Source organism: Shewanella sp. SM55 (assembly GCF_025654025.1).
GTDB classification, from domain to species: Bacteria; Pseudomonadota; Gammaproteobacteria; order Enterobacterales; family Shewanellaceae; genus Shewanella; species Shewanella oncorhynchi.
This window is the reverse complement of sequence record NZ_JAKKRS010000001.1, coordinates 196,209-217,015: the sequence shown is the minus strand read 5'-3', so window position 1 is coordinate 217,015 and position 20,807 is coordinate 196,209. Positions and strand designations below refer to the sequence as shown.

Annotated in this window: 16 protein-coding genes; 9 read left to right on the top strand and 7 right to left on the bottom strand. The window is 46.6% G+C overall.

From position 1 onward, the window contains the following. The first annotated feature begins 96 nt into the window (after positions 1-96). Complete coding sequence (locus tag L5L91_RS00935) at positions 97-3,537, top strand: PAS domain-containing hybrid sensor histidine kinase/response regulator (protein ID WP_263235460.1); 3,441 nt, start codon at positions 97-99, stop codon at positions 3,535-3,537. Positions 3,538-3,678: 141 nt separating this feature from the next. On the opposite strand, the gene L5L91_RS00930 is transcribed toward L5L91_RS00935, so the two are convergent. Both L5L91_RS00930 and bioA read right to left on the bottom strand, forming a co-directional pair. Continuing rightward, a complete protein-coding gene (locus tag L5L91_RS00930) occupies positions 3,679-5,280 on the bottom strand; it encodes a methyl-accepting chemotaxis protein (RefSeq protein ID WP_263235457.1) in 1,602 nt (533 codons plus the stop codon). A gap of 392 nt (positions 5,281-5,672) precedes the next feature. Continuing rightward, a complete protein-coding gene (gene bioA, locus L5L91_RS00925; RefSeq protein WP_263235454.1) occupies positions 5,673-7,028 on the bottom strand; it encodes an adenosylmethionine--8-amino-7-oxononanoate transaminase in 1,356 nt (451 codons plus the stop codon). Positions 7,029-7,150: 122 nt separating this feature from the next. Here bioA and bioB point away from each other — a divergent pair, with 122 nt between their 5' ends. From bioB to bioD, 4 genes are all read left to right on the top strand, one after another. After that, positions 7,151-8,203: a biotin synthase BioB gene (bioB, locus tag L5L91_RS00920; protein WP_028760338.1), complete on the top strand. Its 1,053-nt coding sequence runs from the start codon at positions 7,151-7,153 to the stop codon at positions 8,201-8,203. Positions 8,204-8,355: 152 nt separating this feature from the next. After that, positions 8,356-9,588: an aminotransferase class I/II-fold pyridoxal phosphate-dependent enzyme gene (locus tag L5L91_RS00915; protein WP_263235451.1), complete on the top strand. Its 1,233-nt coding sequence runs from the start codon at positions 8,356-8,358 to the stop codon at positions 9,586-9,588. A 64-nt stretch (positions 9,589-9,652) separates the two neighbouring features. Beyond that, the gene (locus tag L5L91_RS00910; protein ID WP_263235447.1) at positions 9,653-10,612 is read left to right on the top strand and encodes a methyltransferase domain-containing protein; all 960 of its coding nucleotides are present in this window, start codon (positions 9,653-9,655) and stop codon (positions 10,610-10,612) included. A 166-nt stretch (positions 10,613-10,778) separates the two neighbouring features. Continuing rightward, positions 10,779-11,519, top strand: a complete 741-nt coding sequence (bioD, locus tag L5L91_RS00905; protein WP_105252838.1) for a dethiobiotin synthase — start codon at positions 10,779-10,781, stop codon at positions 11,517-11,519. A 152-nt stretch (positions 11,520-11,671) separates the two neighbouring features. On the opposite strand, the gene L5L91_RS00900 is transcribed toward bioD, so the two are convergent. From L5L91_RS00900 to L5L91_RS00880, 5 genes are all read right to left on the bottom strand, one after another. Continuing rightward, positions 11,672-11,953 (bottom strand): HU family DNA-binding protein, encoded by a 282-nt coding sequence (locus tag L5L91_RS00900; protein WP_263235445.1) that lies wholly within the window; start codon positions 11,951-11,953, stop codon positions 11,672-11,674. Between the two features lie 340 nt (positions 11,954-12,293). Then, the gene (locus L5L91_RS00895) at positions 12,294-13,205 is read right to left on the bottom strand and encodes an ABC transporter ATP-binding protein (protein ID WP_105252836.1); all 912 of its coding nucleotides are present in this window, start codon (positions 13,203-13,205) and stop codon (positions 12,294-12,296) included. Next, positions 13,202-14,032, bottom strand: a complete 831-nt coding sequence (locus L5L91_RS00890) for an ABC transporter permease subunit (protein ID WP_263138239.1) — start codon at positions 14,030-14,032, stop codon at positions 13,202-13,204. The genes L5L91_RS00895 and L5L91_RS00890 overlap by 4 nt, the downstream gene beginning before the upstream one ends. A gap of 161 nt (positions 14,033-14,193) precedes the next feature. Further along, positions 14,194-14,865: a YceH family protein gene (locus L5L91_RS00885; protein WP_263138240.1), complete on the bottom strand. Its 672-nt coding sequence runs from the start codon at positions 14,863-14,865 to the stop codon at positions 14,194-14,196. A 133-nt stretch (positions 14,866-14,998) separates the two neighbouring features. Further along, positions 14,999-15,841 (bottom strand): S1 RNA-binding domain-containing protein, encoded by an 843-nt coding sequence (locus L5L91_RS00880; protein ID WP_263235443.1) that lies wholly within the window; start codon positions 15,839-15,841, stop codon positions 14,999-15,001. 598 nt (positions 15,842-16,439) lie between these two features. Between L5L91_RS00880 and L5L91_RS00875 the strand changes: the two genes are divergently transcribed. From L5L91_RS00875 to pdxH, 4 genes are all read left to right on the top strand, one after another. Beyond that, complete coding sequence (locus L5L91_RS00875; RefSeq protein ID WP_011846564.1) at positions 16,440-16,592, top strand: hypothetical protein; 153 nt, start codon at positions 16,440-16,442, stop codon at positions 16,590-16,592. Positions 16,593-17,079: 487 nt separating this feature from the next. Further along, positions 17,080-18,993, top strand: coding sequence for a biosynthetic arginine decarboxylase (gene speA / locus L5L91_RS00870; RefSeq protein WP_028760330.1), 1,914 nt, complete (start codon positions 17,080-17,082; stop codon positions 18,991-18,993). 159 nt (positions 18,994-19,152) lie between these two features. After that, positions 19,153-20,094 carry an S-adenosylmethionine decarboxylase proenzyme gene (locus L5L91_RS00865; RefSeq protein WP_263235651.1) on the top strand — a complete coding sequence of 314 codons (942 nt, stop codon included), beginning with the start codon at positions 19,153-19,155 and terminating at the stop codon, positions 20,092-20,094. 28 nt (positions 20,095-20,122) lie between these two features. Then, complete coding sequence (pdxH, locus tag L5L91_RS00860; RefSeq protein WP_131523902.1) at positions 20,123-20,761, top strand: pyridoxamine 5'-phosphate oxidase; 639 nt, start codon at positions 20,123-20,125, stop codon at positions 20,759-20,761. Positions 20,762-20,807 lie beyond the last annotated feature (46 nt).

Here is a 20,807-nt window from a genome sequence, read left to right as displayed (position 1 = left end):
TGTTAAATTTTCCTTTATATTTAGTCTGTTGCATTAAAAATCCGGCTAGATTTTAGACAGGTTTTATCGCACAATAATCAGAAAAAAGAGCAAAGTATGAATTTAACCTTAGTCGTTGCTGTTATTGCCGTCTGTTATGTCTCGCTTTTATTCCTATTGGCTTGGGGGGCGGAGCGTTGGTTTACTCAGATCACTAAAAAGCTTCAGGTCGTGATCTATGGTCTGAGCTTAGCGGTTTATTGCTCCTCGTGGAGTTTTTTAGGCACAGTTGGGCAATCGGCTAAGGATTTTTGGTCTTTCTTACCGATTTTTATCGGCCCTATTCTGATTTTTACTTTAGGTTTTGGCATGTTACGCAAGATGGTATTAGTGTCTAAGGCGCAAAATATCACTTCCGTGGCCGACTTTATTGCCGCCCGTTATGGCAAATCTCAAACCTTAGCCGCCTTAGTCACCTTAATTGCCTTGTTTGGCATCATGCCCTATATCGCCCTGCAGCTTAAGGCGATGGTGTTCAGTCTTAATTTGTTTCAACCCGCTGACGATCCCCTCGATGGCGTGACGATTCCGTTACTGATCACTTCGCTGTTAGCCATATTTGCCATTTTATTTGGTACTCGCAAACTCGATGCGACCGAGCATAATCCCGGCATGATGCTCGCGATTGCCTTTGAGTCTCTGGTGAAACTTGCCGCATTTTTGTTGGTCGGCATCGTCATCAGTTTCGGAGTGTTCGATGGTTTTGGGGATATTTGGCAGCAGGCCAATGCGCAGTCACTAATTAATTATCCTAATCCACGTATTGAAGCCTTAATGCCTGAGTTACTCGTCGGAATAGCGGCCTTTTTATGTATGCCAAGGCAGTTCCATGTGATGGTGGTGGAATGCGCCGATGAGTCCGTGTTGTCAAAGGGGCGTTGGCTGTTTCCCATCTATTTAGCGCTTTTCGGTTTATTCGTTGGACCGCTAGCCTTGGCGGGGAAGATCATCCTCGGCGATTCAGTGTCGGCCGATACCTATGTGATTAATTTGCCGCTGGCGTTAGATCAACCCTTGTTGGCTGTGATTGCTTTGCTGGGCACCTTATCTGCGGCAACGGGTATGGTCATTGTTGCTGTAGTGACTATCAGTGTGATGGTAAGTAACGAATGGCTGGTGCCAGTGATGCTGCGCACGGGTCATATCCGCGAGAAAAACTTCAGTCAGTTCTCGCACCTGTTGCTTAATGCCCGCCGCTTGGCGATCGTGATTATTCTGGGCTTAGGCTATGGCAGCTATTTGGCATTATCAGACAGTGATTCCTTGTCCCATTTAGGCATGTTGTCTTTTGGTGCGTTTGCCCAACTCGCGCCAGCTTTAGTCGGTGGACTCTATTGGAAACACGGCAATCGTGCTGGGGTATTTTTAGGACTCGGCGTGGGCTTTTCGCTGTGGTTCTACATCATGTTGCAGGGCATGACAGATGTGCAAAGCTCATCGGCGTTCTTGTCTAGTGTCGCGAGCGAGAAAGGCCTGCTAGATGCGATAACGCCCAATGTGCGTGATGCGCTGACGGCTCTTTTTGCCAATATCGCCTGTTATATTTTGGGTTCTATTTGGTTTAGAGCCGGTGTGGCTGAGCGTATTCAGGCCAGTGCTTTTGTGAGCCCTGGCAAATTGAAAAACAGCGCTAATAAGAAAAATGGTCCGATTTCACAGCAAGATTTACTGATACTGGCGAGTCGCTTCGTTAGCCCAACACGCGCCTACGAGAGCTTTAGCCGTTTCTCGATTGATGCGGTAAAAAGTGATAGTTGGCATAAAGCGGCGCCGCCGGAGTTGATTTCCCACACTGAACGTTTATTGGCGGGCGTACTCGGCGCTTCAAGCGCAGCGCTAGTGATGGATTCCGTGCTGCAAGGGCGCGATTTAGCGCTGGATGAAGTCTTTAGTCTGGTCGATGAAGCTTCATCGAAAATCATGCTCAGCCAAGACATGTTGCGCGGCGCGATTGAACACGCCTATGAAGGCATGAGTGTTATCGATAACGATCTCAATCTTGTGGCATGGAATTACAAATATGTGGAGCTGTATCAATATCCCGAGGGATTTTTGCAGCAGGGCATGCCGATCAGTGAAGTGATCCGCTTTAATGCGGCGCGGGGTTATTGTGGTGAAGGGGAAATAGAACAGCAGGTTGAGCAGCGGGTGCAGCATATGCGTAATGGCACGCCGCACACTTCTGAGCGCCATCGCAGGGACGGTAAAGTGATAAAAATTCAGGGAAATCCTATGCCAGATGGCGGCTTTGTGATGACCTTTACCGACATTACTCAGTATCGCGAACAGGAGCGCGCGCTGCTCGAGGCCAATGAAACCTTAGAAAGTCGCGTTAACGAACGTACCTATGAATTAGCCATGTTGAACAGTGAGTTACTGGAGGCTAAAGCGCAGGAAGAAATTGCCAACGCTTCTAAGAGTCGCTTCTTGGCCGCCGTCGGCCATGATTTAATGCAGCCACTTAATGCTGCGCGACTGTTCACTGCGTCGTTATCTCAGTATCCCAATCTAGATCGCGAGGCCAGAACCACCTTATCCCATGTGAATAGCTCGCTAAAAATTGCCGGCGAATTGCTCACTGACCTATTGGATATTTCTAAACTCGACTCAGGTATGGTGGATGTCAATCGCCGTGACTTTGCGATTTCAGAACTGATCAACGGCTTATCCGTAGAATTTGAGGCGATGGCAGCGGATAACCAAATTCGTTTTAAGATGGTCCCATGCAGCGCAACCGTTAATTCTGATCCTTCGCTGTTACGGCGTGTCCTGCAAAACTTTTTAACCAATGCCTACCGTTATGCTCGCGGTGGCAGAGTGTTATTTGGTTGCCGTCATCGAGGTCATTATCTTGAAATCCAAGTGTTAGACACGGGTTGTGGTATTGATGAAAAAGAAACCCAAGAAATTTTCAAAGAATTTAAGCGGTTGAATAATCCTAAGAGCAATAATGTTAGCGGCTTGGGCTTAGGTCTGGCGATTGCTGATCGCATTAGTAAAGTGTTAGAACACGGTATTCAGGTTTCGTCCCATTTAGGGCGCGGCTCGGTCTTCTCCATTTGTGTACCGCTTGGAGAAACTGTGCGTCAGCCACAAGTGAAGGCGTTGCCGTCGCTGCTGCAGCCGTTATCGGGTATCAAAGTGTTGTGTATCGACAACGAAGAGGCCATTTTAGCTGGATTAGAAAGCTTATTAAGCCGCTGGCAGTGTGAGGTTATCTGTGCAAAAGATTTATCCGATGCACGCATTAAACTAGGACTGAAAGGCGTCGCGCCTGATATTGTGCTCGCGGATTACCATTTAGATGATGGCCAAAATGGCGTCGATGCGATGGACGGTATTCGCGCGCTTTATGGACAAGATTTACCCGGCATTTTGATCACCGCCAATACTCGCAAAGAGCTGGTGGAAGATGTGCAACGCCGCGGCTATCACTATATGGCGAAAATGATAAAACCTGCCGCGCTACGTGCCTTGATTTCTAGCTTGGTAAAATAAGCTTGGTATGCGTTTTCGGTAACATGAGTTTAGTGACGTCGGCACGTTTAACGAAATGCCAAGATAATCGCGTAATTTTTTATGCGGCTTATCTTGGCTAAACGGTTTGACACAGGTTTGTGGGTGTAACTAAATACATGACTAGAGTTTGAATACGGCCAGTTTATTGTTTAAATTCAGTGATAATTCGGCCAAACTTTCACTTTCTTGAGCCAAATAAGTTGCCGATTCAGAGACTTCGAGCGCTGAGTTATTAATCCCGCACACGTTTCTGTTCATGTCTTCTGCGACCACACTTTGTTCTTCTGCGGCGGTGGCGATATGGGTTGCCATGTCACTCACATGTTTTATATGAGCAACGATAAGCGATAAATCCTTCCCCGCTTTTGCCGATTGACTCACACTGTTTTCTGCCAAAGTTCGGCTTGCATCCATTGCCTTAGCGGCGCTCACGGCCCGTTGTTGCAATAATGAAATCGTGTTTTGAATTTCTTCGGTCGATTGCCTAGTGCGACTTGCAAGTTGCCTCACTTCATCGGCGACTACAGCGAACCCTCGCCCTTGCTCGCCAGCGCGGGCGGCTTCAATTGCCGCATTCAGTGCCAGCAAGTTGGTTTGGTCTGAAATCGCGCTGATCACTGAGGTGACCTCGCTGATCTGCATGACTTCCTCTTTAAGCATATTCACTTGATCCGTCGCTTGCTCCACTTCTTTGGCAAGAGCATGAATACCATCTACGCTGGCGTGAACATCTTGGTCGCCAAGGCCAGCTTCCCAAGTGGCTTCTTTGGTATCTTTGGCTGTGCTCTCCGCATTATTCGCGACATCGGCGATAGTGGCGCTCATTTCATTCATGGCGGTGGCAAGTTGGGCGAGTTGATCCCGCTGATTATTTACCGCTTGATTAGTTTCCTCTGCAGTTGAGGCGATACGAGCCGAGGCCTGTGCAACATTGTCAGCGCTATGACTCGCTTGAAGTAAAGTGCTACGAATGGAGTCTATGCTTTGGTTTATATTGTGGGCTAAGATGCCAAGTTCATCTTTACCATAGATTTTTAGCTGAGTCGTTAAATCACCTTTTGTGATGGCGAGCATAGCCAGATTCACATCATCCAATGGCTGAGTAATAGAGCGGCTAATGGCATAACCTAGCCAAGCCATAAGCACAATAATGACAAATGTAATGCCTCCCATGGTGAGGTATTCAGTCCAAATGGTGGCTTCGATATCTTGGAGTAACATACCTGAGCCTAAGATCCAGCCCCAAGGTTTAAATCCCATGACAAGTGAGATTTTTTGCGCTGATTTGCCATTCGCCGTCGTCCAGCGGTATTCGACTAATCCTTGTTTGCCATCACGGCCGAGTTCGACCATTTCGAACCAATAATTCTCTTCGCCTCGATTACCCATTTGTTGGCCAACCAGTTTTTTTTTGATGGGATGAACGATAACGTGCCTCGATTCATCAATCACAAACAAGTAGTTATCACCATCAAAACGCATGTCGTTTAACATGTCTTTAGCGGCTTGCTGTGCTTGCTCTAGGGGTAGCGATTGCGACAACGCTTGGATACGGCTACTGGCGAGGGATAATACGGCATTAAGTCGTGCTTCACGCTCTGCCATCAGGTTGTGCTTGAGGGCTGTGACGGAAATAGTGAGTAAAATTAAGGCACCTGCGAGGGCGATAATGAGCTGTAGTGCGAGTTTTCGATTAACGGGGATGTCAGCGAGTTTGAACATATGCTCTCCTTTTCTTTGTGTAGCGATTTAAGCCATTCCCTCTGCTCAAGTTGTTGTCAGCTTTTGGCGAAAGATATGTTGTGTAAAGTGAGTGATATAAGCATCGTTGGCTTTGATAAAATTTCCAGTTGGCGGATTAAATAAATGCACTAAATTACAGGGTTTTAATGGAAATTGTGAGCAATATTGCAATTGCAACCTTAGCGCGTTTATCTATCGAGAGGATGCGAGATTCGAACAAGGGAAGGGGTTGCTGAGTACTGATATAAGCCAGGCAGTTCGAACCCCTAGCGCACAGTGCGCAGGGGTTCGTTTATTTGAGAGCCTATGTAAGTTGAAGGCTTATTGAGTTGAAAGAGCGTTAAGCTAAAAGATGGTCAAGCGCTAAAGCATTAACCGTGGCTGATAAGCTGCGGCTCAAGACTTTTTGATACCGCGCTAATACCTGCTGCGACTTGCTTCATCGCACTGGTGAGTTGGCTTAATTGTGCTGAGCTAATGATATAGGGCGGCATGATATAGATAAGGTTGGCGAAGGGACGCACCCAGACGCCTAAATCGACAAATTGCTGCTGTAACTCAGCGGTATTGACGGGTTCGTGCATCTCTAACACGCCGACAGCGCCGAGCACGCGCACATCTTTTACGCTTGGCAAATCAATCGCATCGTTAAGTTCAACGCGCATTTGCTGCTCGATAGCGGCCACTTGCGCTTGCCATTCATTACGGTTAATTATGTCTAAGCTTGCACACGCCGCCGCGCAGGCCAGCGGGTTGCCCATAAATGTCGGACCATGCATAAACACGCCCGCAGGAGATTGGCTGATTCCTTGGGCAACTTTATCGGTACATAGCGTTGCCGCTAGGCTGATATAACCGCCAGTTAGCGCTTTGCCTAAACATAAGATATCAGGGGTAATATTGGCGTGTTCATAAGCAAAAAGCTTGCCTGTTCGACCAAAGCCAGTGGCTATTTCATCTAAGATCAGCAGGACATCAAATTCATCACATAGGGCACGAAGACCCGTTAAATAATCTGCGCTGTAGAAACGCATACCGCCAGCGCCTTGCATTATCGGCTCTATAATCACTGCGGCAATCTCATGGTGATTAATGCTTAATATGTCGCGCATTGCGGTTAAATCATCGGCTTGTAAGGCTTCGCCAAAGGCGGTTTGTGGCGCGGGCACAAATGATTGCTTGGTTACTGCATCGCCAAACATAGTGTGCATGCCGCCTTCGGGATCGCATACGCTCATCGCGGCAAAGGTATCGCCGTGGTAACCCTTCTTAACGGTAAGAATGCGTTGTTTTAGCGGTCGCTCTTCTCCATGTACACTTCGCCCTTGCCAACTCTGACCTTGCCAATATTGCAACGCCATTTTAATTGCCACTTCGACTGAGATAGATCCAGAGTCGCACAAAAAGACCTTTGTTAGCGGTTCGCAGGTCATAGCGATAAGTTTTTTACACAGTTCAATGGCGGGTTCATGGGTGATACCGCCAAACATCACATGGCTCAGTTGATGCAACTGTTTTTCCATCGCGGTTAATATCTCGGGATGTGCATATCCGTGCACACAGGCCCACCACGAGCTAGTACCATCGACCAACTTGCGGCCATCGACCAGTTCAAGCTCGCAGCCTTTGGCGCTGTGTACACCAAAAACAGGAAGAGATCGGGTCATTGAGGTGTAAGGATGCCAAATATGGGCGCTATCAAAGTCAAAATCGAGTAAATTGCGCATAAATGCTCACTTTTTTGGTGATAAAGTAGCCATTAGTAAACTGGGTTCACTGGTTGGCGTTGACAGTTTAAGGGCTGAGGTTATCCTAGCCAAGATAAAAAACAGAATAAAAAGGGTGTTCAATGTCGCAGTTGCAAGTTCGTCATGATTGGAAGCGGGAAGAAATCGAAGCCTTATTTGCGCTGCCGATGAATGATTTGTTATTTAAAGCCCACAGCATTCACCGTGAAGTGTACGATCCTAATGAAGTGCAAATTAGCCGCTTGTTATCGATTAAAACCGGTGCTTGCCCTGAGGATTGTAAATATTGCCCACAGAGCGCCCGTTATGACACAGGTCTAGAAAAAGAGCGTTTGCTGGCAATGGAAACTGTGCTGACCGAAGCGCGCAGCGCTAAGGCCGCGGGTGCTTCTCGTTTCTGTATGGGCGCAGCTTGGCGTAACCCAAAAGAAAAAGACATGCCGTACCTTAAGCAAATGGTACAAGAAGTCAAAGCCTTAGGTATGGAAACCTGTATGACGCTCGGCATGCTTTCTGAAGATCAAGCGAACGATTTAGCCAGTGCTGGCTTAGATTATTACAACCATAATTTAGATACTTCGCCTGAATATTACGGCGATGTGATCACGACACGTACCTATCAAAATCGTTTAGATACACTGACACATGTGCGCGCTTCTGGTATGAAAGTGTGCTCGGGCGGGATTGTCGGCATGGGTGAAAAGGCGACGGATCGYGCAGGCTTACTACAACAGCTGGCTAATTTACCGCAGCATCCTGATTCAGTACCGATCAATATGTTAGTTAAAGTGGCGGGCACGCCGTTTGAGAAGCTTGACGACCTCGACCCACTCGAATTTGTGCGCACTATCGCCGTGGCGCGTATCTTAATGCCGCTTTCCCGCGTACGGTTATCGGCAGGCCGCGAAAATATGAGTGATGAGCTGCAGGCCATGTGTTTCTTTGCTGGCGCTAACTCGATTTTCTATGGTTGTAAATTGCTGACCACACCAAACCCAGAAGAAAGCGATGATATGGGGCTATTTCGACGTTTAGGCTTACGTCCCGAGCAGGGCGCAGCGGCAAAACTGGAAGAAGAAAGTGCTGTATTAGCCAAAGCGGCGGCCTATCAAGATAAGTCATCGGCACAATTCTATGACGCGGGTGCTTTGTAATATCACTGAGCGCATGTTGTCCGACAAACAGGTCGAATAGCCTGTAAACCTTGTTGGCTGCAGCCTATTTTGATTGCGGCCGATAGCTTTATTGACCGCACTCCATTTTTCAAGCAAGCATTTTTAAGACAATCATTCTTGAGGCTAAATCGATGAGTTCTCTGCTCGAGATGAAAATTGCCGACCGTCAGCAAGCCTTACGTGAGCAAGGTTTATTACGGCAACGTAAAATGCTGAGTGTTGATCACTGCTTTGATGTTAACGCACCCACTTCGAGCCCGCGCTTTGTGTTCGAAGGGCGATCCTATGTTAATTTTAGCAGTAATGATTATTTAGGCTTATCCCGCGTTCCTGAGTTGGTTGAAGCGCTGCACCTTGGGGCGCAGACCTACGGTGTGGGTAGCGGCGCATCGCCCTTAGTGACAGGGTACAGTGATGCGCATGTCACACTTGAACGTGAACTCTGCGCCTTAACGGGGCATGAAGCGGGATTACTATTCTGCTCGGGCTTTAGTGCTAATACGGCGTTAATGAAAACCTTGTTTGATCAGCAAGATACTGTGATTGCCGATAAACTTGTGCATGCCTCAATTATCGATGGTTTGCAGGACAGCGGTGCGCAGCTTAAACGTTTTTTACACAATTCCCTTGAGAGCGCTGAGCGGCTTCTGACTCGAAATCACGCATCGGCGTTAATCACAGAAAGCGTGTTTAGCATGGACGGGGATTGTGCGCCGATCACTCAGTTATCGGCGCTTTGTCGTCAACAGAATACTTGGTTGATTGTTGATGATGCCCATGGTTTTGCGGTGCTCGGTGACTATCAAAATAGTGATGTAAGAGATAAAGCCGCCAAGCTTATTGATGTGCAAGTGGTGACCTTTGGTAAGGCATTAGGTTGCCAAGGCGCAGCGGTTTTGGGGAGTCAGGCGCTGATTGACTTTTTGGTCAGTAATGCCCGCGAATATATTTATTCGACCGCCTTATCGCCCGCCAATGCCGCATTAGCGTTAGCCGCGACTCAGTACTGCACTGCACATCCTGAGTTACAGCAGAAACTGCTTGAGAATATTTCGCTATTCAAACAGTTATGCCTCGATGCTGCCGTGCCCCTTTTAGGTTCGGATACCGCAATTCAGCCGCTGATCATTGGCGATGCGCAGCAAACCCTGCAAGTCGCCGAAGCGTTAAGAGCCGCGGGCATTTGGGTTGGGGCGATTCGCCCGCCGACGGTGCCTGTAGGGTCGGCGCGGTTACGCATTACCTTAACGGCGACCCATACCGCTGAAGATATCGCTGCTTGTGTTGAGCAATTAGCCCAAGTGCTCAGTCGTGTTGGTATTCCGCTTGTCAGTGAACGAGAATCTGCCGATGAGTACAGATAAATGCACCCTATAGATCGCGTTATTTTATTGAATGTTAAGTTTTTATGGTTGAGTGTTAGTTAAAATGCCAAGCCTGATAAAGTCTAGTGATCCAAGCTGTAGTGAGTTTGCTCATGAGTCAAACAAGTTTATTTCTTGCGATCTTAAGCTGAGTGAGCTTAATGCGGGCGTTTCTTATGGGGGCGTTCTCGCGGGGACTGTGTCCAATGTGCACGGGACTCAAATTGCTGAACGTTTTTCCGCAGCGGCCCATAGTTACCAAGATCATAATCAATTACAACGCCTGAGCGCTGCCAGTTTACTCAGTGAGTTTTCGGCAGCAGGTTATCTGTTAGATATAGGGGCAGGCCCAGGCACGGATTTTTCTAGGTATCACAGTGTGTCTCAACCAGCGGATCTCTCTACGCAAAATTCATCCACAACTGTATTTGCCGTGGATATTGCCCTTGGCATGCTGCAAAAGCTAAAACAGTCTTATCCCGATTATCTCGGCGTATGTGCCGATGCGCAGTGTTTACCTTTTACCAATGGCTGCATGGATGTTATTTACTCTAATCTAGCCCTGCAATGGTGTGCTGATTTTCCCGCTGCGGTAGCCGAAATGGCGCGGGTACTTAAGCCGAACGGTGAGTGTCATTTGAGCCTAGTAGCGCAGGGGAGTTTGAATCAATTAGCTGAATTAGGGTTAAGAGTGAATGACTTTTCGACGCTGGAGGTGCTAAAAGCTGCATTTAAACTCGATACATGGCAATTATTTGAAGTGCGACTCGTCCCTATGACAGTGTATTTTGACACTCTTAAGGTACTACTATATTCAATTAAAGGTGTGGGGGCTTCTGTACATGTAGCCAGTTCAACAACTCGGGTTTCAGGTTCAACAGTGAGTGCTTCAGAATTCACTCCACGGCTGCGTGGTCGTCAAGATTGGCAGGCCATGCAGGCCAAAGCTGAATCGCTACGTTTACCCCAAGGTTTGCCTTTAACCTACCAGATAGTTCAAATACGTGCTCGGCGTAGGTTTTAAAGTTCACATATTATGCCTTTAGTCATGGCATTATCAATTAGCACTAATATCTAGAAAACGTTGGATTTTTAACATTACGTATAGAGATCGTTAGCTATATGGACATTTAGCTTATGGAGAGTGTGCTTAACAAAGCACAACTCATAGCAACAGATAAGGATCTAATATGTATTTTGTAACAGGTACAGATACCGATAGCGGTAAGACTTTGGTTTCGGCGGCATTATTAACCGCTGTGAATCGTTTAGGGCTCATAGCCAATGCTGACTCCGCTGTGAGTATTCTTGCAGCCAACACTATGTTGACTTTAGGTGTTAAACCCATCGCCTCGGGCTGCGCGCAAACCTCTGAAGGATTGCGTAATGCCGATGCGTTACAGCTGATGACGTCATCATCGTTAAAATTGGCTTATCCACTCATCAATCCTTTTTCCTTCGAACCTGCGATTGCACCGCACATTGCCGCCGCCCAAGTGGGCGTGAGTTTAGCGCCTGAAGCTATCATTGAAAGTTTAGATTTAGTGGCATTTGCTCAAGCGGATTTTTGCTTGATTGAGGGCGCGGGAGGCTGGCGTTTACCCTTAGGTGATGGCAGGTATCTTTCGGAAGTCGTACAGAGATTAGAACTGCCAGTGATCCTCGTGGTTGGCATGAAACTTGGCTGCTTAAATCATGCATTGCTGACTCAAGAGGCGATATTGGCCGATGGGCTTAAGATTGCAGGCTGGGTTGCTAATCGTGTCGACCCGAATATGAGTATGTTTGAGGAGAATCTGACGAGCCTTAAAGAGATGATGACGGCACCTTTCCTCGGTTGTGTGCCATTTCTCGAGGATCCAAGTGCTGAAAACGCTGCTGACTATGTCGATATTGCGCCACTTTATCAAGGTGAGGAGAGCAATACTTAGCGACTACTTAATTGTTTAAGGCTTTCCCCTAAGCGGAACGGTTATTTTTCTTTTGATAAAAAATGAGCCTCAAATTATGTTGAGGCTCATTTCTATCAAGGCTGCTGACTAATGTTCGCAAAATCTCGCAAAATAGTGCCTGCACATTAAAGCTAAGCGCCGCTATTGATTTTCTGCTTCAATGCGGTTGAGGCTTTAAAACTGGGCTGATTGTAACCGTCGATTTCTATGGCTTTGCCCGTTTGTGGATTACGCCCTGTTTTAGCGACATGGTATCTGAGTTCAAAGGTGCCAAATTGTGGCAGGAAAATTTTCTCGCCTTCGCTCAATGCGACGTGGATCTGTTGCAGTATCTGCTCAACCACAGGTTTAGTGCTCGCTTGCGATGCATTGAGCTCGGCGGCAATACGTTGGATAAGTTGTGCTTTGTTCATAGAAACCTCTGAAGTCAGCTTAGGTTCAATCGAAGGGGAGTTATAACAAGCTCGTCCCGAGATTGAAAGCCATAGCAAGCTCAGCGCGGTTGATTGGTGTTTTATTGACAGGCTTGTGAAGCTTTTGGTGATTGTGTGTTGCTAAAGTAAGTACAAGTTTGTCGGATTGAGTGGTGGGCTGATTTTACTGGGCGAAGTGACTGACTTAATTTAAAGGCTTATTGAAAGCCTTAGTTTAAAACCTTAGTTAAAAGGCCTAAGCGCAAGGCGTATTGCGCTTAGGCTATGGATTGAACACTATTCAACCGTTGGGTGATGAGAAATCCCTTTTAACGCTTGCCTATGAAAAGAGTGTTTCTTCCAGAGTGCGACCTTTCAGCAGCATCTTGTATTGCCATTGATGCTGATTGAAGAGGGCGAATAGGCGCATCTCAATATCACTGTTGTGCGCTTTTTCTGTATTTGTGTCTAGCTGGATAATAAACACATTGCTTTGTTTTGAGCTGATGTTCACCACTCCCGCCAGTTTTGCCACTTCCGCTTGCAATGCATCGCTGTCACAGTTTTGCATGGTTAACGTCAGGTAATCGCTGTCGGTCGACGCATGCATTGACACCGCTTGACTCAGTTGGCCTTTATCTAAATACAACACTTGATCGCACAGCTTTTCGAGCTCATCGAGATTATGGGAGCTGATCATAAAAGTTGTGGTGGGTGATAAGGCTTTAACCAGTTCACGGACTTTTTTTGCATTGGCAGGGTCGAGTCCCGCTGTCGGTTCATCTAATAATACTAATTCTGGCGAGCCAATCAGCGCCTGCGCAATCGATACACGTTTACTCATACCGTGGCTAAGGCTAGGCGGTTTTTGCTCGGCAACATCAATTAGATCGACCAAGGCCAACACGCGCAGTGCCTCTTGCTTTGCTTGCTCTAGGTTCATGCCCTGCAGGCGAGCGAAAAATATTAACTGGCTGACAATCGTCAAGTTGGGATCGAGCACTGCATCTTGGGGTAAAGCGGCAATCTTGCCTAAGAGTTTAGGGCTATTGGGGGCTTCACCGAGTAGGGTTATGGTTCCAGAGCTGGGTGATAAATAGCCGCATAACAGGCTAAAAAGCGTGGTTTTACCCGCGCCATTGGGACCGACAAGGGCGATGGGGGCACCCGCTTCAAGACTGAAACTCACATCATTCAGCGCCTTTTTGCTGCCGTAAAGCTTCGACAGCCCTTGGCATTGGATCAGACTCATAGCGAGCTCCTTTGCATATAAATTCTGCCGAGCAAGAGGGCCACAGCGGTTTGTAACAGTGGAATAGGGGCATAGACTAAGCTATTGAGTCCATTGGTATTGAGCATGTCCGACAGTTGAGCACCGGGTAATACCCACTGGAGTTGTGCTAGTAGGCTAGATTGATTCGCTAACACCACGATAGTGATGGAAATCACCGTCCATAAAATGGTGGCAAACACCATAGCTTGGCGTGCCGTGCGCGCATACAGGGACAATAAAGTCATCACAGCCGTGTAGGGCAAGATCACTATGATGAGGTTAAGGCCCACTAAGGCGCCAGACGTTAACGCAGATAAAATCAGTTGGCTGTCGCGGCTGAGCGCGAGGGCGACAGTGGCGATAATCGTTAATAGGATCAGTAAACCTTGGATCAGAATTTGGCCGAGAAAACGGCCGAACAATAAGCTGTCACGGCTAGTGCGTATGGTTAAAAAGCGCAGCGTGCCGCGGGTTTTATCCGATGAGAACTGATCGGCGGCGATAAGAATACTGAACAGTGGAAACAAATACAGCGCAAAACACCAAAACACTGCCATTTCGGCCACGGGCCACTCAAAGAGCACATTGAGGGTATTGGCACCAAATAAGCTGTCGATGATATCTTTTACATTGGGCTGCAATAACATGGCCGATGCACTTTGAATGGGGTAAAGCAGAAGTACACCCCAAACTAAACCAAAGGCGACCAAGGCGATGATCCCGCGGGTATTAAATAAAAATTTGCGCAGTTCAAACATGGCGATAATAAACATGTTGTTGAAACTGCTGGGTGGATTATTGGTCATGTGCTGTCTCTATTCTTTTTTGCGCTAGGTTTAGGGGCTATGGTGCTTGGCGCGGTTAAGTTTCTCACCCTTGGGTAGACAGTGGATTGGTCCATAAGTGCCATGTTGCTCACATAGCACTTATTATCCATCGGTATTTATCAGTCATTATCTATCGCTAATTAGCTCAATGAGGCGATTAATTCATCGAGCTTTTGCGTCAGTTCGGCGACTTGTTGTTCAAGCTCTGTCACTCTGTTCACTAATTCAAGCGGCTCTGCGTCTACAGATACAGCGACATGGGCTAAGGGATGACTTGTGCTATGGGATTGACTAGCACTTTCGTGCGATGACGCTGCAGAGAATAATTCCACATAACGGGATTCACGGCGACCAGCTTCTCTGGGTAATTGTTTTAAGAAGGGCTTTTCACGGCTCATTAATTGGCGGATGCAATCTTCCACGTCGATCACGTCTTTAAATTCGTGTAGGCGGTTGCTGCGGGTCCGAAGTTCTCCCGGTGTTTGTGGGCCACGTAATAGCAACAAACAGACGATGGCGAGTGCGGCGGGGGACAGTTGAAGTTCGCTGAATTCGGTATTGCAGAATCTGTGCTTGTATTTAACGACGCGGCTGCCGAATCCCGACTGTTCGCTGATCAAACGTTTCCGATTTAGGGAATCAACGGCGATTTGCACTTGGGTTTCACTGAGTTCGAGTACGGGCTCGCGGCTGGTTTTTTGATTGCAGGCTAAGGTCAATGAGTTTAGCGAGAGTGGATATTGCTCGGGGGTGGTGATTTCTTTCTCAAGCAGGCATCCGATGACTCTGGCTTCGTGTAACGTGAGTTCCATATAAGCTCCAAAGAAAAAAGCATGGCTTTGTTTATAACAGAGCCATGCTTAATATCCTAGGAGTTGTCAGTCAAACTCTGCCTTAGTGGCGGTAAACTGTACAATTTTAACGCTAAGTCCTGAATAGAGTTGATTATTCTGCTGTTTCAGTTAAACGCAAACCATCATTATCTATGCTCAGTTGGCCATTCTTAAATAAGCCACCTATGGCTTTTTTGAAGGCTTTTTTACTCATACCAAGCTGATCGTAAATGATTTCAGCATCGGTTTTATCGGTCAGGGCTAAGAAGCCGCCAGCCTGTTTGAGTTTGATCAGAATGATGTGGGCATGCTTATCTAATTCTTGTTTACTGCCTTGTTGCAGCACAAGATCGATTTTGCCGTCGCGGCGCACTTGTTTGATGAAACCTTTGAGTCTTTGGCCGAAACGCAGTTTTTGGAACACTTCGTTTTCGTAAATCACGCCCCAATGGGCATGATTAATAATGGCTTTGTAGCCTAAATCTGTGGTGCCGCCGATATATAAATCGACCTGCTCACCGACTGTGTACCCTGGCTCTGTCTTATCGAGGAACTTATCGATTTTTGATGAGGCCATGATGCGTTCATCGGCGCGGTTAGCGTGTACATAGACCAGATATGAGCGGCCTTCTTCGATAGGCTTATGTTGCTCACCGAAGGGCAGTAATAAATCTTTATCTAAGCCCCAGTCTAAAAAGGCGCCATAAGGGCCGGTTGTAACGGCTTTTAAATAGGCAAATTCGCCTACCTGTGCCAATGGACGGCGCGTGGTAGCAATCACGATATCTTCAGAATCTAGATACAGAAACACGTCAAGCAGATCACCGACTTGGCAGTCTTTTGGGGTGACTTTGTTTGGCAGCAGTACTTGCCCTAATTCGTGGGCGTTTAAATACACGCCAAAGCTGACTTGTTTTACAACCTCAAGTTTGCAGGTTTTACCTATCTGTACCATGGATCTCTCTGTGCATAATGGAATGTGATTCGGTTGCGATTATACACTTCGGTGCTGAAACTGCAGCATTATTGTCTTTGAGCTTTATTTTAGCGTGTGTGAGTCGTCACTTAGCGCAGGCTTGACCACGTATTGTGTCTCGGAGGAACCACTGATTTGTGGCGGGTTTGGCGCCGTGATAATTGGTTGTTTGGCTTCACTTAATATTGGCAAATGTGCATCACTTGAGTGACACACAAAAATCAGGGATATTTGCAGGGGTAAATGTCAATAAAAGTGACAAAGGTGATATAAAAAATATTGAACAGACTTGTACGACGTTTATGGGTTAACTAACTAATATTACTCTATTTAAAACCAATGGGTGGCGGGTGATTGTTAAGCAGGTGTTTATTATATTTTAATGTAAAAGATTAAATGAGATTCTTGCTTGCATTCTGTGACATTGCGCGGTTTAATTGCGCCGTTCAACGATTCCGCTCGTTGCAGACATTACAAATATTACGTGAGTAATAAAGGTTTTATGGTTCACCAGTCATTAACCGTGTAATTGACAACATATCGAATTACATGGGGTTAAGAGGGTTTTTATTAGCTAATGCACAAGCATCCATTTTTTGCACTTTGCCTAAAAGTGTCACAATGCCAACGCTCGATTGTCGTACCATACGATGATACTGGCCTTAAGCATCTCACGTTGATCCGCATCAATTCTGGCCGCGAAGAAGCCAATAGTCCCCTGTTAAAATAATCTTGCCTAGCGATAAGCTGGTTTGGCGTTTTCGCTAGTTCAGTGTTATCGGTTTTCGTTTTCTACTTGTGTTATCTGTTTCTGAAGGTCTTAACCTCTTTCAAACGTCTTTAAGCTACTTATTAGCTTGATGTTTTAAGGATGTGACTCAGGATCTTATTTGGCTTTTTGGCGGTATTTTCGCCCTTTAGCCTGAGGATAAATGCAAGCGAGGCAAGTAAAGATAGCTTTACTGAGGTAAGGGAATAAGCTTTCCCTTCAATATGATACGATGTATTGCGCTAAGATGCGTTGTCTCTTGCGCCATTAATGAAAATCGCAGCAATGTCACTTACACTAGCGTGACGTTGCGGCATTAAGGAGAAGGTAAAATCTACCTTCGTGTATGTCAGGTAAGGTGTCCCTTTGCCTGGGTTTGTCGAACGGGCGGTTGTGCTATTAAGCCATAACCGTTTAACCCATTTTTTAATAGACGGGCTAAATAATAATGAATGATTGGTCTATTGATGATGCTCGTGCTGGGTACAATGTTACTCACTGGAGCCAAGGTTTTTATGGGATTAGCGATCAAGGTGAGGTGACTGTGTCACCGGACCCCAAAAATCCTGATTACAAGATTGGCTTAAATGAGCTAGCCAAAGACATGGTTAAGGCGGGAGTCGCTTTACCTGTACTAGTTCGTTTTCCGCAGATCCTGCACCACAGAGTGAACAGTTTGTGCCAAGCATTCGACCAAGCGATACAGAAGTACGAGTATCAGGCGGACTATTTGCTGGTTTACCCGATTAAAGTAAACCAACAGCAAACTGTGGTGGAAGAGATCCTGGCGAGTCAGGCATCAAAAGAAGTACCACAACTGGGTTTAGAAGCAGGCAGTAAGCCTGAGCTGATGGCTGTGTTAGCCATGGCGCAAAAAGCCAGTTCAGTCATTGTATGTAATGGTTATAAAGATAATGAATATATCCGTTTAGCACTGATTGGTGAAAAGTTAGGCCACAAGGTTTACATCGTTTTAGAAAAACTGTCTGAACTGAAAATGGTGTTAGCTGAATCTAAACGTCTGGGTGTGACACCGCGTTTAGGTCTACGTGCACGTTTAGCGTTCCAAGGCAAAGGCAAGTGGCAGGCGAGCGGCGGTGAAAAATCTAAGTTCGGTTTATCTGCTGCGCAAATTTTGTTGGTTGTAGAGCAACTTAAGCAACACGATATGCTGGATTCGCTGCAATTGCTGCATTTCCACTTAGGTTCGCAAATCGCTAATATCCGTGATATTCGCCAAGGTGTGAGTGAAGCGGGTCGTTTCTACTGTGAATTACGTGAATTAGGCGCAAGCGTTAACTGCTTCGACGTCGGTGGTGGTTTAGCGGTGGATTACGATGGCACTCGTAGCCAAAGTAATAACTCGATGAACTATGGCCTGACCGAATACGCCAACAACATAGTTAACGTATTGACTGACATCTGTAATGAATACGAGCAACCTATGCCACGTATTATTTCAGAATCGGGTCGTTACTTAACGGCGCACCATGCTGTGCTTATCACCGATGTTATCGGTACTGAAGCTTATCAGCCTGAAGATATTCAACCGCCAGCGGAAGATTCACCACAGTTATTGCATAACATGTGGCATTCATGGTCTGAGATCAGCGGCCGCGCCGATCAACGTGCTTTGATTGAGATTTACCACGATAGCCAAAGTGACTTACAAGAAGCGCATTCGCTATTCGCTTTAGGTCAATTGACCTTAGCGGAGCGTGCGTGGGCTGAGCAAGCTAACCTGCGCGTGTGTCATGAAGTGCAAGGGCTATTGAGTGCGAAAAACCGTTATCACAGACCTATCATTGATGAACTCAATGAAAAGTTAGCCGATAAGTTCTTTGTTAACTTCTCATTATTCCAGTCATTACCGGATGCTTGGGGTATTGACCAAGTGTTCCCAGTATTGCCGTTATCGGGCCTAGATAAAGCCCCTGAGCGCCGTGCTGTCATGCTCGATATCACCTGTGACTCTGACGGTATTGTCGATCAATACGTTGATGGTCAAGGGATTGAAACCACGCTGCCAGTGCCAGCATGGAGTGCGGATAGCCCATACCTGATTGGTTTCTTCCTTGTGGGTGCATACCAAGAAATCTTGGGTGATATGCATAACCTGTTTGGTGATACAAACTCAGCAGTGGTTCGCATCGAAGATAATGGTGTGACTAACATCGAATCTGTATTGGCGGGTGACACGGTTGCTGACGTATTGCGTTACGTTAACTTAGATGCGGTGGCCTTTATGCGCACTTATGAAGAGTTAGTGAATCTGCATATCGCCGAAGGTGAACGCGCACAAATTTTAGAAGAATTGCAACTAGGGCTGAAAGGCTATACCTATTTAGAAGATTTTTCTTAATTTCTAGCGTGTTAAAATAAATCAGCCTTGGGTAACCTCGGCTGATTTTTGTTTTTATAAGGACAGATTTTTCACTTTTATTGCCGTTTTAGTCGTGTAAAATCGCGTTGTTCTAGGATCAAGTAAAGGATGAGTGACGATCATGAGGTCAAAGGGTTGATGTTTTTTGAAGGTTCAGAAAAAAAACTCGAGATTATCGTGACGGCGTCTGCGCCGAATTTACGAGAACTCGATGTGAGTTTTTGGTCTGCCTTAGTCAACTGTGCCCACGCCGAGATACTGTCGCAGTTAAGTAATGCGGACTGTGATGCCTATCTTTTGAGCGAATCCAGCTTGTTTGTATGGCATGACAGATTTGTCATGCTCACCTGTGGTAACAGTACCTTAGTGGACGCCGCTTGTTATTTTATCGACGCGCTTGGCGTGCCTGCCATGGCCTTGGTGAGTTATCAGCGTAAAAACGAATACCAAGCCCATCTGCAAACCACGAGTTTTGCCGAGGATATTGGCAAACTGCGCCAACGTATCGCCGGTAAAGCCTTTCGAGTGGGTCATCTCGACAGCCATCATCACTATTTTTTCTGCTCTGACAGTGATTATCGAGCACCAAAGGATGATCAAACTAGTGAGCTGTTGATGTATCACATTCGTGGCGAATTTGCCGACTATCTTAATGGCGGCTCGCAGAGTAACGATGAGATTTGCGCTGCACTCGAACTTAACGATTTACTCCCTGAATTTGAGATTGACGCCCATTTATTTGATCCGTCAGGCTTTTCGATGAACGGTCTCTGGGGCAAATATTATGTTACTTTGCATATTACGCCTCAAAGCGACAATGCGTGCGCTAGCTCCTATGTGAGCTTTGAAACGAATCTGGATTTAGCGCAGTATCCGCAAGATCTATTAGCGCGTCTATTAACCTTGTTTGCTCCTGTCAGTTGGGACACAATCCGCTTTAATACCGACGACTCAACGCAGGGATTTCCTGCCCATTTATGCTTAGGGCGGTGTTCATTAACGACCGAGCAAGGTTATAACATTGGTTTTAGCCACTATCAGCAGCTTCAGGCTGAAGTGCTGATCCCTGAACTCATGTGAATTTTTGGCGTTTGCTTAAGGAAACCCTATGACAGATCTCAGTGATATCCGCCGCGAGTATGCCAAAGGCGGCTTAAGACGTGCCGACTTACCGCAAAACCCGATGGATTTGTTTGAACTGTGGATGACGCAGGCGAGGGATGCAGAGCTTAGCGATCCCACCGCTATGTGTGTGGCGACTGTGGATGAGCACGGCCAACCTTTTCAACGTATAGTATTACTTAAGCGTTTTGATGACACAGGTTTCGTATTTTTTACTAACCTTGGCAGCCGCAAAGCACAGCAAATTGCTGCTAATAATAAAGTCAGTTTGCATTTCCCTTGGCATCCTCTAGAGCGTCAAGTATCGGTGCTCGGTGAAGCGCAGGCACTGTCCACCGCTGAAGTGCTTAAATACTTTATGACCCGTCCTAAGGACAGCCAAATTGCTGCTTGGGTATCGCAGCAGTCGAGTAAACTCAGCGCTAGACAAGTACTTGAAGGCAAATTCTTCGAAATGAAAGCTAAGTTCGCCAAGGGCGATGTGCCTTTACCCAGTTTTTGGGGCGGTTACTTAGTGAGACCTTCGAGTATCGAATTTTGGCAGGGTGGAGAACATAGGCTGCATGATCGTTTTATTTATTCTCGCCATGATGCAGAGTGGGAAATCGATCGTTTAGCGCCTTAGTACGGTGCATAGTTCGATAGCTCGGCATAAAACTGAGCTTGTGAAC